At 70.7% G+C, this 15,481-nt stretch carries 11 protein-coding genes; 3 read left to right on the top strand and 8 right to left on the bottom strand.

Going from position 1 to position 15,481, the window contains the following annotated elements:
* Window positions 1-40 precede the first annotated feature (40 nt).
* From ACIBK5_RS22225 to ACIBK5_RS22215, 3 genes are all read left to right on the top strand, one after another.
* Window positions 41-739: an HAD family phosphatase gene (locus ACIBK5_RS22225; RefSeq protein ID WP_399021606.1), complete on the top strand. Its 699-nt coding sequence runs from the start codon at window positions 41-43 to the stop codon at window positions 737-739.
* 131 nt (window positions 740-870) lie between these two features.
* Window positions 871-1,566 (top strand): HAD family hydrolase, encoded by a 696-nt coding sequence (locus ACIBK5_RS22220; protein ID WP_399021605.1) that lies wholly within the window; start codon window positions 871-873, stop codon window positions 1,564-1,566.
* A 29-nt stretch (window positions 1,567-1,595) separates the two neighbouring features.
* Window positions 1,596-3,167 carry an MFS transporter gene (locus ACIBK5_RS22215; protein ID WP_399021604.1) on the top strand — a complete coding sequence of 524 codons (1,572 nt, stop codon included), beginning with the start codon at window positions 1,596-1,598 and terminating at the stop codon, window positions 3,165-3,167.
* 54 nt (window positions 3,168-3,221) lie between these two features.
* On the opposite strand, the gene ACIBK5_RS22210 is transcribed toward ACIBK5_RS22215, so the two are convergent.
* The 8 genes from ACIBK5_RS22210 to ACIBK5_RS22175 all read right to left on the bottom strand — a co-directional run bounded on the left by ACIBK5_RS22210 (window position 3,222) and on the right by ACIBK5_RS22175 (window position 15,451).
* Window positions 3,222-4,220, bottom strand: coding sequence for a ScbA/BarX family gamma-butyrolactone biosynthesis protein (locus ACIBK5_RS22210; RefSeq protein WP_399021756.1), 999 nt, complete (start codon window positions 4,218-4,220; stop codon window positions 3,222-3,224).
* A 158-nt stretch (window positions 4,221-4,378) separates the two neighbouring features.
* On the bottom strand, window positions 4,379-5,983 hold the full coding sequence (locus tag ACIBK5_RS22205) for a carboxylesterase/lipase family protein (protein ID WP_399021603.1): 1,605 nt from the start codon (window positions 5,981-5,983) through the stop codon (window positions 4,379-4,381).
* A 92-nt stretch (window positions 5,984-6,075) separates the two neighbouring features.
* The gene (locus ACIBK5_RS22200; protein ID WP_399021602.1) at window positions 6,076-7,317 is read right to left on the bottom strand and encodes an alginate lyase family protein; all 1,242 of its coding nucleotides are present in this window, start codon (window positions 7,315-7,317) and stop codon (window positions 6,076-6,078) included.
* Window positions 7,318-7,343: 26 nt separating this feature from the next.
* Window positions 7,344-10,697, bottom strand: a complete 3,354-nt coding sequence (locus ACIBK5_RS22195) for an alginate lyase family protein (protein WP_399021601.1) — start codon at window positions 10,695-10,697, stop codon at window positions 7,344-7,346.
* On the bottom strand, window positions 10,694-12,214 hold the full coding sequence (locus ACIBK5_RS22190; RefSeq protein ID WP_399021600.1) for a glycosyl hydrolase family 28 protein: 1,521 nt from the start codon (window positions 12,212-12,214) through the stop codon (window positions 10,694-10,696). Before ACIBK5_RS22190 ends, ACIBK5_RS22195 begins: the two co-directional genes overlap by 4 nt.
* 41 nt (window positions 12,215-12,255) lie before the next feature.
* Window positions 12,256-13,113 carry a carbohydrate ABC transporter permease gene (locus ACIBK5_RS22185; RefSeq protein WP_399021599.1) on the bottom strand — a complete coding sequence of 286 codons (858 nt, stop codon included), beginning with the start codon at window positions 13,111-13,113 and terminating at the stop codon, window positions 12,256-12,258.
* Complete coding sequence (locus tag ACIBK5_RS22180) at window positions 13,110-14,105, bottom strand: carbohydrate ABC transporter permease (RefSeq protein ID WP_399021598.1); 996 nt, start codon at window positions 14,103-14,105, stop codon at window positions 13,110-13,112. The genes ACIBK5_RS22185 and ACIBK5_RS22180 overlap by 4 nt, the downstream gene beginning before the upstream one ends.
* The gene (locus ACIBK5_RS22175; protein WP_399021597.1) at window positions 14,102-15,451 is read right to left on the bottom strand and encodes an extracellular solute-binding protein; all 1,350 of its coding nucleotides are present in this window, start codon (window positions 15,449-15,451) and stop codon (window positions 14,102-14,104) included. Before ACIBK5_RS22175 ends, ACIBK5_RS22180 begins: the two co-directional genes overlap by 4 nt.
* Window positions 15,452-15,481 lie beyond the last annotated feature (30 nt).

The following is a 15,481-nucleotide window of genomic DNA, read 5'->3' as shown; positions in this document are numbered from 1 at the left end:
CCCGTTTTTCCCCGCCCCTTCTCACGTAACGAGGAATCCCATGGCAGACAAGCTCAAGCAGCTCAAGCTGGCCGCCGTCAACATCGACGGTGTCCTGCTGAACGACACGTTCAGCCCCGTCATCCACAACTTCATCGTCAGCCGTGGCGGCGAGTACACCGCCGACGTCGAGCGCAGCATCTTCTCCCAGCCGCAGCTGGTGGGCGGCCAGGGCATGGCGAACGCCGCACGCGTGCCGTGGACCGCGCAGGAGGCGATCGACGTCTACTTCAAGGAGCGGGAGGAGTACACCCGCGAGCACCCGGTCGAGCTGCTCGACGGCGCGATCGAGCTGCTGCGGCGGCTGCGCGGGCTGGGCCTGAAGACGGTCAGCTACGGCGGCCTCGCCAAGTCGCACTTCGACCACTTCCTGGGCGAGCACGCCGACCTCTTCGACGAGCCCGGCTACGTCTGCACCAACGACTTCCGCCCCGGTCTGCGCGAGATCACCACCGAGGTCTTCGGCCTGAAGTACGACGAGGTGCTGTTCATCGACGACGTGGCCCGGGTGGCGGAGGTCGCCAAGGCCCTCGACATCCCCTTCATCGGCCACCCCAGCTCCTTCGAGCACAGCTTCCAGCCGCAGCTGATGCGCGAGACCGGTGCCCGGCACATCGTCGACTCGCTGCACTCCATCGACGAGGAGCTGCTGCGCACCCTCGACGCCGAGGCCGCCGCGCACTCCGTCTGGCGCGACTGAGCCGACGCGCCGTCCCGTGTGCCGGACCGGCCGCCACCCGGCCCGTCCGGCACCGCCGGCGCCCCCTCCCCGCCCCGCGCGGTCCCGGCCACTCCGGCCGCGCCTCCCTTCACCCACCCAGGAGTTACGCCTTGGACCGCGCCGCTTCCCCGCAGACCGTGCTGCTGGACTTCGACGGAGTGCTGAGCCTGAACGCGTCGAGCCTGCTGCTGCTCGCCCTGCACGAGGGCATCAACCGCCACACCGAGCTGCCGATCGAGGCGACGGTCACGCAGTTCAAGGCCATCAGCACCTTTCCCCAGCGGGAGAGCCTGCGGGTGCTGTTCGCGGGCCTCGGTATCGAGCAGCACCTGAACGCCGAGATCGACGCGCTCAGGTCGCTGACCTCCGTCCAGGGCACGCCGCTGGCCCTCGGCGAGGGCGTGGAGGCGTTCTGCGCGCAGCAGCGGGAGCGGGGCGTGCGGTTGCGGGTGTTCTCCACGATGGACCGCACCACCGCGCGTCGCTCGCTGCTCGACGGCCTGTTCGGGCCCGAGGACTACGTGGCGCTCGACCACGCCTCCAAGGCCGACCCGGACACCTACGCGGCGCTGCTCGCGTCCGAGGGCGAGGTGGATCCGGGGCAGTGGCTGCTGGTGGACGACTCCCCGCTCGCCCTGCGCGCGGCCAAGATCGCGGGGCTGCGCACGGTGCTGATGCGCGGCGCCGTCTTCTCGGACGACGACGGGTCGGCGTTCGGGTCCTTCATCGACGCGCGGGTGAGCACGTTCGCGGAACTCGGCGCTCTGCTCACCGCCCAGGATGCCTCGCCGGCCTCCCGGCTCTGACAAACTCCCCCCTCCCCCGATAGGTTCCGATGTCCCAGTCACCTGTTGATTCCGAGCTGTCACCCCCCAGGACCGTCCCCGCGGAGACCGCCCCCGGGGCGGCGAGCGCCGTCGGCCCCACGCGGGTGCTGGTAGCCATCGCTCTCGCCGCCGTGATGCTGCCCATCTCCGTCACAGGGCCGGGCGTCGCCCTCGCCGACATGTCCGGCGCGCTGCACGCCTCGGCCGCCTCCACCCAGTGGGTGCTGAACGCCTACAACGTGGCGTTCACCGCCTTCATGCTCGCGGCCGGTTCCGCGGCCGACCTCTTCGGGCGCCGCCGCCTGTTCCTGAGCGGCACGACCGTCTTCGCGCTGGCCTCGCTCGTCGCGGGGACCGCCCCCACCATCCTGCTCGTGGACCTGGCGCGCTTCGTTCAGGGCATGGGCGCGGCAGCGGTGCTGACCAGCGGTTCCGCGCTGCTCGCCCACACGTTCAGCGGGGCTGCCCGGGCCAGGGCCTTCGGCATCTTCGGCGCCTCGATCGGCTTCGGCCTGGCGATGGGGCCGTTCGTGTCCGGCCTGCTGGTGGGCGTGGCGTCCTGGCACGCCGTCTTCCTGGTCAACGTTCTGCTCGGTGCGGTCGTGCTCGTCCTGGCCCGGCCGCTGCCCGAGTCGAGGAACCCGGGTGCGCGGCGCATCGACCTGCCCGGTGTGCTGACCTTCACCCTGGCCCTCATGCTGCTCGCCCTCGGTTTCGTCGAGGGGCCCTCGCAGGGGTGGGGCGGGCTCGTCACCCTCGGTTCCTTCGCGGGTGCGGCGCTGTTCCTCGCCCTGTTCGTCGTGGTCGAACTGCGCGTCGCCGAGCCGATGTTCGACCTGAGCCTGCTGCGGCGCCCCACGTTCGTCGCCATCATCTGGCAGCCGGTCAGCATCGTCTTCGCGTTCGCGGCGCTGCTGGTCTACCTGCCGCCCTACTTCCAGGGCGCGGGCGGCGCGGGGTCGACGATGTCCGGTGCGATGCTGCTGCCGCTGACGCTGCCGGTCTTCGTCCTGCCGCTGTTCACCGGCACCCTGGTGCGGCTGCTGTCGGTGCGGATGCTGCTCGCCGTAGGTCCGGCGGTGCTGGCCGTCGCACTGCTGCTGATGACGTTCACCGACCCGGTGTCGTCCCGCACAGGGCTGTACGCGGCGCTGCTGCTGGCGGGCATCGGCATCGGTCTCGCCTTCGGCGTCATGGACAACGCGGCGGTCAGCGTGGTGCCGGCCGAGCGCAGCGGTATGGCGTCGGGCATGTTCAACACCCTCCGGGTCGCCGGCGAGACGATCGGCGTCGCGTGTGTGGGCGGGCTGCTGCTCACCTCGACCCGTCAGCAGCTGTCCGCGGACGGCGGACCGGCGGCCGGTGGCGCGATGGCCGACGACGTGGTCCAGGGCCGTCTGGGTTCCGTGCGGGAGAGCGGCGGGCAGGAGCTGGTGGACCGGGCGGTACAGGGGCTCCAGCACGGGTGGAGCGTCGTCTACGTGGTGCTGGCCTGCGTGGCCCTCGCCGGTGCGGTCGCCATCTTCACCATGGTCCGTGACCGTGACCTGGACCAGTCCTCCTCGGCCCAGGACGTGTGAACCCCTCCGAAAAGGCGGTCCGGACCCCGCGGGGTCCGGACCGCCTTTTCGCTGTCACCGTCCCGCGCCGCCGCGTTCCAGCGTGAAGGCCGCCCGGGCGACGCTGCGCCCGCCCTGCTCGAACGTCACGGGGATCGACACGGCCCCGGCAGCGGCGTCCCCGGGCCCGTGGCCGTCGGCGACCACCGTGAGGGGCTCGTCGAGTTCCGCGTAGGCGTCGAAGGACGCCTCGAGGCCGGTGACCGACCACGACGAGGCCGGGGCCCCGAAGAGCTCCTCGGCGGTCAGCAGGGCCGCCTGCCGTCCCGCCTCCATCAGCACCATGCCGGGCACATGGTCCTGGGCGTGGTCGAACAGGCTGGGGTGCCCGCCGGCCACCAGCAGCCGTGCCCGCACCTGTCGGCCGTCGGTGACCGGGTCGAGCAGCACCACGTTCTCCGGCCGCTCCCGGCCCACACGCCCGGGCTCCACGAGGCCCTCCGTGGCCGGCCGGCGGTAGGACTCGGACGTCGGGGTGGAGCCGCCGTCCCGGCGGCCGCGGAGCATCCCGTACACGCTGTCGGCGACGTACTTCACCCGCATGGACACCTCGCCCACGGGCCGCCCGGACACGGTGATCGCCATGCGGTAGCGCAGACCGCGCAGCGAGCCGCCGACCCACTGGGCGTCGTGCGTCGTGGCCGCGACCGTCACCTCGGCCGGCCCGTGGGCCGGCTGGAGCGCGGCCAGGCCCGGCAGTTCCATCGACCACTGCTGGAGCACGAACTTGGTGCCGTCCGGCGCCCCGAAGTGGGCGTGCACCGCGTGGGTCTCGGCCTGGCGGCAGCACTCCAGCAGGAACAGCGGATCGACCGCGCCCCAGGTCGTGTGGTCGGTGTAGTAGGCGTGGGACGGCGGCAGTTGCGCCCCGGCCACGAAATGGCTGTCGTCGACCGCCGTGCTGTCGGTCAGGAACACCTCCGACAGCGCCCGCCGGTGTACGAGCGCCTTCGCCACGGTGTGCTCGAACGTGAGCGCACGCAGCGCGGTCCCGACACCGTCCGTCTCGGCCATCACGGTCACGCGAATCCCCTTTTCCCAGACTGTCCTTGACGACGGCCCACGCTCCCAGCGGCGGCTCACGCCCACCTCACGCACTCGTCACGCCACGCGGAAGCGCCTCCCCCTGGAGGCCCGGGAGGAGCCCGGCCTGCTGGGCGGTGTGACGCTTCTCAGTGCCGGCGGAGTGCGCCGGAGCGACGGATCCGCCGTACGGCCGACCGCAGTTCGGTACCGCGTGTGGGCGAACCGTCGGCAGGGACCGATGCGAGGGTGGATTCCTCGGGAGTGACGGCGTCGCTCGCCCAGAGGGCGAGTTCACGGTCCCGGGGGCCGTACGCCGTGTAGGCCACGCCGTCCTCGGCATCCGGTGCGCGGTCTCCGAAGACGCGCACCGGATGGGCCGCCTCCCAGCGTTCCCAGCCCGGGTCGCCGTCCGTGGCGAAGCGCGCCCACGCGGAGTGCATCGCGTCGGCCAGTTCCCGCGGCGCGCCCTCACCGGCCAGTTTCCGGGACTCGGGGGCCTCCCCGGTGTCGAAGACGAAGCCGAGCTCCAGCGCGTGGCAGGCGCCGAGGTCGGGGAGGTTCGAGGGCCAGGCGAACTCGTAGACGTACGAGGGTTCCGTCCGGGCGTCGGCCAGGTGGTGCAGGGGGATGCGCAGGAGGTGGTCGGTGACGAGCTGGCCGACGATGTCCGCCGTGCTCGCCTCGGGGTGCAGGGCGCGGTAGCCGCGCGGGACCTCGCTGCCGCAGTGACAGCGGGCCATGGCACCGGCCAGGGCGACGGCCCCGAGGCGGTCGAGGCGTTCCAGGAGGCCGCCCGGGACGAGCCACAGCCGGTACTCGTCCCGGGTCCAGCCCATCAGCAGCTCGACCCCGGGGGCCGCGCCGCCCTCGGTGAGGGCTTCCAGGGGGTCGCACGGGACGGTGTCGCCGTCGATGACGATCCCGAAGGCGGGGCCGCCGACCACCGGGCTGCTCAGCTTGCCCGTCTCGGCCTGGGTGCTCAGCAGCAGGTCGCGGTCGACGGCGGCGAAGGCCTCGGCGGTGGCGGGGATCTTCAGCCGGGAGGCCATCCGGCGCACCATCCGCCGTACCTTGGCCCGCTCGGACGCCTCGGGCGGCCCGCTCTGCAGGACAGCCCGCCGGACCAGCCCCTGTGTCTGCGGGGCGGCCACGAGGGCTCCGATGCTGATCGCCCCGGCGGACTGGCCTGCGAGGGTGATGCGGCCGGGGTCGCCGCCGAAGGCCTCGATGGCCTCGTACACCCAGGTCAGGGCGGCGATCTGGTCACGCAGGCCGGGGTTCGGTGGCGTGTCCGGGAACAGTCCGTAGCCCTCGACGCCCAGTCGGTAGTTGACCGATACACAGACGACGCCGTCTCGGGCGAAGGCATGGCCGTCGTAGACGGGTACGGCGGAGGAACCCCTGGTCAGGGCGCCGCCGTGCAGCCAGACGAGGACCGGGAGGCGGGCTCCGGGGGCCGGCTCAGGGGTCCAGACGTTGAGGTTGAGGCAGTCGTCGCCGGGCACGACAGGGTCGGACAGATAGTGGGCGAAGACGCTGGAGTACGGGGGCTTCGGCGGGGTGGGGCCGAAGGCGCCGGCGTCCAGGACGCCGTCCCAGGGCGGAAGGGGGACGGGCGGGCGGAAGCGCCGGGGGCCGAAGGGCGGCGCCGCGTAGGGGATGCCGCGGAAGACCGCCACTCCCCGCTCGTACCTGCCGCGTACGGCCCCGTACGGGCTCCTGACCACGGGATCCGTCTGGTCTGCCGTCATGCGCCCACCAGCCCTTCGCCGCGCTCGTGCACCGGTATCACCAGAGCACCACATCGCTCACCGGTATTCCGGTGCACGAGCCGGCTTGACGGCTATTTGGCGTACATCAGGGTGCCGAACCCGAGCTGGTCGTAGCCGCCGCTGTCGCTGCCGTAGTCACCCCCTCCGCCCTCGGGGGCGACGGCGAAGCACATCTGGGAGATGTACCTGTCGTCGAGGAGCAGGCGCCGGCCGTAGTGGTAGTGGAGCATCGCCCATACGGGGCGGACCTGGCCGCGCGACCCGGCGCCGGGCACGGTCTGTGACTGCGGGGAGCAGTTCTGGCCGCTGCCCCAGTTGTAGGTGGTGAAGGGTACGTCCATGTTCAGGTTGTACTTGGCGACGTACTGGGCGGCCTTCATGAAGCGGCGGCCGTCGTACGAGTAGAGGTCCTCGCCCTGGTTCCAGGCCATCTCGCAGATCGCGCCCATCTGGCCCATGCCCATGACGGTGTGGCCCTGGTCGCGGCCGGACTCCTGCCACTGGCCGAGGTCGTAGCCCTCGACGTTGCCGTACAGGAACGGGACGGCGTTCTTGATGGAGCCGTTTCCGGCGCCGTTCTTGAAGTAGCCGACGGCCTGGTCGTACTTGGCGCCGTCGTTGTTGAGGATGCCGATGGCCAGCACGGAGGCCATGTTGCACAGGTCCCAGTTGGCCCAGTAGTTGGTGATGCAGGCGTCGTTGTGGCCGGTCAGGAACTGGTTGTTGAGCGGGTAGAAGACCTTGACCATCATCTCCTGGAAGGCGGCGAGGTCGAACGCGCCGTAGTCCCGCATGAGTTCGGCCGCGTTGGCGAACTGCCAGCCGTAGAGGCCCGCGGCGAGGAACCGGTCGGCGTTTCCGGTGACCGTCGTCAGGGTCGTCGCCCAGGCGTTGAGGATCCGCGCGGCGCACTGGGCGTTGGCCTCGGTGCCGCCGACCCTCCAGCGCAGCGCGTTCTGGTAGGCGGCCGCGATGTCGTTGTAGAGGAGTCCGTAGTTCTGTCCGGTGCCGCCGCGGATGATCGTGGCGGTGGCGCGGTTGGTCCAGGTCGACTGGGAGTGGGAGTTGGCGACGAGCTTGTTCCAGCCGGACAGCCAGGGGTCGGTGCCCGCGGCGACCCTGACCTTGGCGCGGTTGATGTCGCCGGCGTTGTGGAGCATGCCGGGGTGGGTGAAGGTGCCGGGGGCGGCGTCCGCCGTGGTGGCGGTGGCGCCGAGGGCGAGGGCCGCGGTGAGGCCGCCGGCGGTCTTGAGCAGACCGCGGCGGCTCACCTGGCCGCCCTCGTGGTGCTGGTGGGGGGAAGTGCGGCTCATGTGGGGGTTCTCCCATCGGTGGAGTGCTACATGGGGGTGATGCTCACCTCGTCGAACTCCGTGGTGCTGCGGGCCAGGGGGTCGCGGGAGCAGACCACGAGGCCCACGTGGTAGGGCGCATCACCAAACCCGGGGAGGTCTCCCTCGGCGAGGGGGGTGAAGGTGACGCCGCCGTCGGTCGAGGCTGATGCGGTGAAGTGCGTCCCGGTGCGCCTCAGCCGCAGCAGGCAGGGGGCGGTGACCGCCGCGTTGCCCGTGAAGGTGGACTTTCCGGCGACGGTGGGGCGCAGCATCAGCTGGGCGCTCGTGCCGCCGGTCACGATCGCCCCGGCCGCCTGGTCGAACGGCGACAGGGACTTGGCCATCAGCAGGCCGACCCGGTCGCCAACGGCTCCGGTGCGGGAGACCAGGCGGACGGTGATCTCGCAGTCACCGCTGACGGGCCGTCGTACGAACTGGCCCGTCATGCCCTGGTTGTTGACGGTGAGGTCGGTTCCGGCGCCCCGCACCACGAAGGTCCCGTCCTCGTGGGCGGTGGAGCCGGGGGTCCGGACGGCGACCACTCCGAGGGTGCCGTAGGCGCGGTCGTCGAGGACGACATCGCCCAGGTCGCCGTGGGTCCAGGGCGCGGGCGGCGGGGTGCCGACCGTGAGGGTGAGGGTGCCGGTGGTGTCTCCGGCGGCGTTGCCCGCGCTGGTGGTGACGGTGAACTCGCCGCTCCGGGTGGGGGTTCCGGAGATCAGGCCGGTGCGCCGGTCGACGCGCAGGCCGTCGGGCAGTCCCTTCGCGGCGAACCGGGCCGGCTCGTGCGAGGCGCGCAGCAGGTGCCGGAAGGGAACGCCCTTGTTCGCGAACGCGGTTGCGGATGAGGTGAGTCGAGGAGCTGACGGCGTCGGCATCGTGGCCTTCGCCGGGTCGGAGAGGGGTCCGCGCCCGGAGCTGTTGGTCTTCGCGACGGCGTAGTGGTACGTCGTGCCGGGCTTGCCGGTGGCGTCGGCGTACCGGACGCGGGTGCCGAAGCCGACGGGGCCGATACCGGTCGCGATCGTCCCGAACGGGCCCTTGGCGGAGGTGGAGCGCAGCACCTGGTAGCGGGCCGAGAGGTCCGGGTCGGTCCAGGCCAGCTCGACCGCGTCGGCGCCCGCGGCGGCCCGCAGGTCACCGGCGGCACGGGCCGGGCGCGGCACGGACCAGACGCCACCGCCCGTACGGGAGGTGATGCTGACGTTGTCGAAGGCGCCGGTACCGGTCTCGGCGTACTCCTCGTCGACACCGAGGCAGGAGGTGAGGGTCAGACCGACGTGGACCGTGTTCCCCAACCGGACCTCGCTGGAGCCCACTTCGGTCCAGTGGACGCCGTCCGGGGAGATGGCGCCGGTGCAGCGGTCGCCCCGGCGGGTCACACGGACCCAGTACGGCATGCGCAGCCGGTAGCCGTCGCCCGCGCCCTCGACGTACGGGGCCTCGAGCGGGGTCGCCGACTCGGGCAGCTCGCCGAGGGAGGAGATCGGGAAGGCGGCGCTCGTGGTGATCGCCTGCTGCTGGGACGGCGGCACGGGCGTACTGCCGGTGCCCTTGATCCCGGCCCCCGCCTTCGGCCGTACGCTCCACACACCGCTCCAGGTGTGCAGCGGCAGGCCCTGGATCAGCATGGCGGCGTGGGCCGCGTCCGCGTCCAGGCCGGCCCGTACGGTGACGCCGATCCTGGAGTACTGGGAGCTGAGCGGCCACACGATCCGCGCGGTGATGGTGCCGTCGCCGCGCAGCGGCAGATGGGCCAGGCGGTGGCTGTCGGCGGTGCCGGAGGCCTCCAGCACGAACCGCTCGCCGTCGAAGAACGCCGAGCCGGGGATCCTGACTTCGCCGATGTCCCGGGTGGACCAGGGGGTGGGGAGGCCGGGTACCGCGGACGCCCAGGCAGAACGGCCGCTCTGTCCTCGGGAGTTGACGGCGATCACCGTGTAGTACGAGGTGCGCCCCGGGCGGGCGCGGCGGTCGGTGTACGCCGGCTTGCCGACACCGGTGGCGATCTTCTCGTACGGCCCGTCGACGCTGCTCGCCCGCAGGACCGTGTACGACTCCGCCCACGCCGAGGGCAGCCAGGCCACGGTGACGGACCTGTCGTCGCCGGCCGCCGTGACACCGGCCGGGGCGGTGGGCACGGACGGGGCCGGGGCCTTCGTACCGGCGAAGGTGAGGGTGCCCCAGCCGGGCAGGTCGTCGTTGCTGCCCTCGACCACGCGGGCGCCGTCGGTGCCCCGGAAGACGGCCGCCTCGGTGTACGGGGTGCCGAGGCCGCGGACACCGGCGTAGTGCGCGTAGGCCATCTCGTAGATCGGCGGCAGGGTGCCCCGTCCGACGGCCGACACCGACGTCTTGACGTACTTGCCGGTGCGGTCCAGGTCGGGGACGAACGGGACGTCGCCGCCGAGGTTGTAGCGGGCGGCGTACTCGGTGTTCCTCAGCAGGCGGTTGTCGTCGAAGGCGTACAGGTCGACGCCCTGGTTCCAGGCGACCTGCGCGGCGTCGGCGAGCAGGCCGACGGCGAGTTGCTCGTGGCCCTGGTCGCGGCCGGACTCCTGGCCCTGTCCCGCGTCGGTGACGATGCGGTGCGGGACACTGCCGTTGCCCGCGCCGGCGGCGGCGAAGCGCAGGGCGTCCTCGAAGAGGGTCGGCTCCTCGCAGAACACGCCGATGGCCAGGATGGACTGGACGGAGGTGAGGTCCCAGTTGCCGTTGGCGTAGAGCATGTAGCCGGAGATCGCGGGATACCAGACGCGCAGGAGCGACTCCTCGCAGCGGGCGATGTCCTCCTTCGCCCAGCCGTCGTAGCCGCTGTGCCGGAGCAGTTCGGCCGCGTTGACGAACTTGAAGGCCTGGAGACCGGCGCCCAGGGGCCCGTCCGCTCCGGTGACGGCGGTGAGGGACGCCGACCAGGAGTTGAGGATGTCCCGGGCCTTGTCGGCGTAGGCGCGCTCGCCCATGAGGCACCACATCAGCGCGGTCTGGTAGGCGGCGGCCGAGTCGGCGACGGCCTGGTTCTGGAAGTTGGTGGGGCCCCGGCCCCAGGAGGTGATCTGGCCGGTGTTCTGGACGGTGTACGTCGACTTGGAGCGCGCGTGGGCGGAAAAGGCGAGGTAACCGTCGTAGATCGGAGTTTCCTTCGCGGCGACCGCCGCCCTCATCCGGGCCAGGTCGGCGGCGCTGTGCAGCAGTCCGGGGTGCGTGAACGCCCGGGGGCGGGCCGTGGCGGCCCGGGCGGTGCCGGGCGCGAGCAGTCCGCTCGCCCCGGACACCAGCAGCAGGGCGGCGGCACCGCTCAGAAAGCCCCGGCGGCTTGGTGCGATCGGTGCGATCGGTCTCAGGGGGCTGGTGCTCATGATGCGGCGGCCGCCTCGGCGGTGGTGAGGAACTTCAGGTTCAGCACGTGCTCGTTGGCGTGCATCGGGACGATGTCGGTGGTGAGGTACCAGCCCGGCTTCTTCATCGAGTCGGCGATGACCGTGCCGTTGACGACGAGGTTCTCGAACGTGACGTCCTTGATGGCGTGCTTGGCGTCGTAGCCGAGCAGCAGGCAGGTGGCGAGCGGCTTGCCCGTGTACGAGAGGTCCTTGACGTAGACGTTCTGGATGCCGCGGCCGACCGAGGTGTTGTACTTCGTGTTGTACATGACCCGCATATGGATGAGCTGGCCCCAGCGGAAGTCCTCGACGCGGACGTTGTCGACCTTCACGTTCCTGATCAGGTTGCTGTCGCCGGGGTTGAGGGCGATACAGCCCTGGTAGCCCATCTGGGGCTCCCGGTGGTCGCAGATGTCGAGGTTCTTGAAGGTGAGGTTCTTCAGCACCTCGGGGTTGTCGGTGTTGCCGTGCGTGCCGACGTTGATGGGGTGCGCGACGTCCGCCCACAGGGTGGAGTTGCGGACGGTGATGTCGCTCGTGTCGCCGTAGTACTCCCAGCGGTGGGTGTAGATGGCGATGCAGTCGTCGGAGTTGCGCATGAAGACGCCGTCGATGACGACGTTGCTGCTGGAGAAGACGTCGATGCCGTCGCCCCAGCCCTTGGAGCTGAAGGAGCCGAGGCCCTTGACGGTGACGCCGGTGGCCTCGCCCATCTTGACGGCATAGCCGTTCGGGTTGAGCACCGTGACCGCGCCGACGGAGATGTTCCTCGCGTTCTCGATCAGGACACCGCCGTCGACGGTCCCGGCGAGGACACCGCGCCCGGCGAGCCCGGCGTGCTCGACGCCGCGGAAGAGGACGGTCGCCTTCAGGACGGCGCCGCCGTCGAGGTAGACGGTCTTGCCGGAGGGAACCTTCAGATAGCCGTCGGCGGTGGTGTGGACGCCGGGACCGTAGTAGAGGACGTTCGGGTCGTCCTGCGCGGGGATCTTCTTCTCGACGGCGCGGGCGAAGAGGTGGAGGACGTCGAAGATGTCGTCGTTGATCTGGACGACGATGTTGCGCGGCCTGTCGAGTGTGAACCGCAGGGTGTCGCCGCCCACTTCGGGCTTGATGCCGTAGGAGTCCGGTCTGACCCGGACCTTGGTGGTGCCGCCCTTGAGGTAGGTGACCTCGACCTCGACGGAGCCCTGGAAGTCGAAGTACGCCAGCGACGAGCTGTAGATCTTGCTCGACCCCGTGGTCGGGTTGATCTCCCCCAGCTGGGGCCGCCAGATGTCCAGCGTCTGCCACTCGCCGTCGGGGGCAGTACGGACCCGCACCTTGAAGCTGGTGTTGGTCGGCATGGCGGACGGGCGGGGGTAGGTCACCAGCTTCGGTGCGACGGCGGTGCCGTCGGCCCTGGCGGTCGTGGCCGTGAGGTGGGTGAGCCCGGCGGCGAGGACGGTGGCACCGGCCGTCTGGAGGGCGCCTCGGCGGGACAGGGACGGGGTCATGGTGAGCTCCTTGGCGGTACGAGGACGAGAGCCGGCCGGGGTCACTTCAGGCCGGTGGTGGACATGCCGGCGACGAAGCCGCGCTGGGCGATGAGGAAGATCAGCAGGATCGGCACGACGTACATCACGGAGGCGGCGGCCTGGAGGTTGGCGACGGGCGTCCCGGCCGAGGTGACATAAGTGGTCATGACGGCCACGGCCAGCGTCGACCTGTCGGTGGACAGCAGCAGTTGCGGGGCGATGTAGTCGCCCCAGGACCAGGTGAAGGCGATGACGAAGCTCGCGGAGAGCACCGGCCAGGACTGCGGTAGGAAGATCCGCCAGAAGATGGTGCCGTAGCCGCAGCCGTCGACGATCGCGGCCTCCTCCAGCTCGCGGGGCAGCCCGGCGAAGAACTGCCGGAAGAGGAAGACCAGATAGGGGGCGGCGGCCAGTCCCCAGAACACCCACGGCCAGTACGTGTCGACCATGCCGAGCTTCGCGAAGATCAGATAGGTCGGCAGCAGGGTGATCATCTGGGGCAGCATCATCGAGCCGATCAGGATGCCGAACAGCGTCTTCTTGCCGGGGGCGTCCAGGCGGGCGAAGCCGAAGCCGACCCAGGCCGAGCTGAGCGTGACGAGCGTGGCGTAGATCAGGGCGATGACCAGGGAGTTGCGGGCGTAGCCGAGGAAGTCGATCAGGTTGAAGGCGTCCGCGAAGTTGTGCCACTGGACGTGGGTGGGCAGCCAGTGCACGGGCGAGGCGGCCAGCTCCGCCGGGGTCTTCAGGCCGGAGAGGATCAGCCAGCCGAAGGGGCCGATGAACAGCCCGGTGAGGGCGACGAGGACCGTGTACAGGACGAGGCGGCTGACGCGCACCCGGGGCGCGGAGTTCGGGGGCAGGCTGGTGGCGGTCACTTCTTCGCCTCCGGGTCGACGTTGTAGAACACGACTCCGGACGTGAACTTGAAGATGAGTCCGGTCACGATCAGGATCAGGACGAAGAGCACCCACAGCAGTGCGGAGGCGTAGCCGTAGCGGCCGAGCGCGAAGTACTGCGAGAACACATGCATCATGTAGAGGTAGTTGGACTGCGGCAGCGCGGTGACGCCGGCGGTCGTGCCGTCCGGGGAGAGCAGCAGCGGCATGATGGTCTGCACCGAGGCGATCACGCCGGTCACCGTCTGGAAGAGCAGGACCGGCGACAGCAGCGGCACGGTGATGCTGCGGAAGGTCCGCCAGGCGCTCGCCCCGTCGATGCGGGCGGCCTCGTGCAGCTCGCGGGGCACGTCCTGGAGCCCCGCCAGCGAGATGATCATGACGTTTCCGGCGGCCCACAGCACGCTCATCAGCAGCACGTAGCGGGCGTAGGGGTCGGCGAGCCAGCCGAGGGCGTCGAAGCCGAAGAGGGTGATGACGCCGTTGGCGGCACCGGAGTTCTGGTCGAAGAGCGCCTTGAAGGTGAGGCCCACGCCGACCGGGGGCACCACGGCCGGCAGATAGAGCAGGGTGCGGAACAGTCCGCGTGCCTTGATCGGCCGGTTGACCAGGACGGCGAGCCCCAGCCCGGCGATGATCGACAGCGGCACCGAGGTGAGGGCGAACAGGCCTGTGCGGCCCAGGGAGTTCCAGGTCTGCGGGTCGGAGAACAGCTCGGTGTAGTTGCCGAGGCCGACGTAGCGCCAGTGCGGTGAGATGCCGTCGTAGGTGGTGAAGCTCAGCCACAGCGCGTACGCCATCGGCACGATCGTCAGCAGCAGGAAACCGGTGATCCAGGGCGAGGTGAACAGGTAGAAGGCGCGGTGCCTGCGCGCGGTCATGGAGACCCGGGGCCGCCGGGCCGGTGCCGTGCGGTCGGTGCGCGCGACCGGGCCGGTGCTGCCCGTGACGGGTATCTGGTCGACCGTCATCCCACCTGCTCCTTACCGCGCTTGAGCTGCTCGTTCATGACCGAGTTCAGCCGGCCCGCCAGGGCGTCGACGGACATGTGGCCGTTCATCGCGGCCGGGGCCTCCTGGTTGAACAGGGCGTAGAGGGAGTCCGCCGTGGCGTAGGGCGTGTAGGCGATCACGGAGAAGTGCTTCAGTTCGGCGTTCTGCACCTTCAGCACCCGCTTCTGGTAGTCCTCCTGGGCGGGCATCAGCGGGCGCAGGGACTTCAGGGTGGGGATGCCCCAGCCGCCGGCGGCGCGGGCCTTGGCCGGTCCCTCGCCGAAGAACCACTCGAAGACCCGCCAGGCGGCGTCCTTGTTCTTCGCCTTCTTCGGCATCCACAGACCGGTGCCCGCCTGGCAGGGGCTGACCCGCTGCCCTCCCGCGAAGACCGGGGCCGGTGCGAGGCGGGCGTGCGGCGCCAGCTTCCTGTCGGAGTTGATCAGTCCGCCGAGCCAGTAGCCGGAGTTCGACATGGCCATGCGGTTGGCCTGGAAGGTGGGCCCGTCCCAGGTGTTGGGGTCGGGCTGGACGATGCTGGGGCCGACCCTGGCCCTGCCGTACTCGACGTACCAGTTCAGCGCCTTGCGGGCCTCGGGGGTGGTGAAGTCGACGCGGGAGAAGTCGTCGGTGAAGAGGCTGCCGCCGGCCGCCGCTGTGAGGCTCGCCAGCAGGTTGGGCGTGGACACGCCGTTGTAGCTGCCGCCGAAGACGGTCGTCTGGCCGCTCTTGCGCCGCGTCAGCCGCTCGGCGTTCTCCAGCCACTCCTCGAAGGTGACCGGCTGGGTCTCCGGCGGGTGAGCGACACCCGCCTCGTCGAAGAGGGCCGTGTTGTACCAGAACATGGAGTCCTGGGAGAAGTCCTTCGCCATGCCGTAGCGGGGGCCCTTGCCCTGGGTACGGCCGTCGTAGCGCCAGAGGTCGTTGACGGGGTCCAGGTCGTCGACCTTGAGGACATGGCTCCTGGCGAAATAGGGGCCCAGGTCCTCCATGACGTCCCGTGCCGCGAAGTAGGGCGCGTCCGTGGCGCCCACGCCGCGTACCAGGTCGGGCGGGGCGCCGTTGGTCATCATGCCGATGAGCTTGGTGATGTCGTAGCGGACCGTGACGATCTTGACGCCGATGTCCTTCTGGGCCTGCTTGACCAGCTCCGGGGAGAGGTCGTCGGGCTTGACCATCAGCGTGACCGTCTCGCCGCCGCCGCTGACGCCGCTGGAGACCTGCATCGCGCAGCCGCTCAGACTCGCCGCGCCGGTCGCGGCGCCCGCTGCCGAGACGGCGAGGAATCGGCGGCGGCTCAGGGAAGCACCAGCATGTGGGTGCATGAACGCACCACCTCCTTGCGGTTCCGGTGG

Source organism: Streptomyces sp. NPDC050546 (assembly GCF_044457425.1).
In the GTDB taxonomy this organism is placed as follows: domain Bacteria; phylum Actinomycetota; class Actinomycetes; order Streptomycetales; family Streptomycetaceae; genus Streptomyces.
The sequence above is the reverse complement of the archived record's forward strand: the minus strand, read 5'-3'. Positions and strand labels throughout refer to the sequence as shown.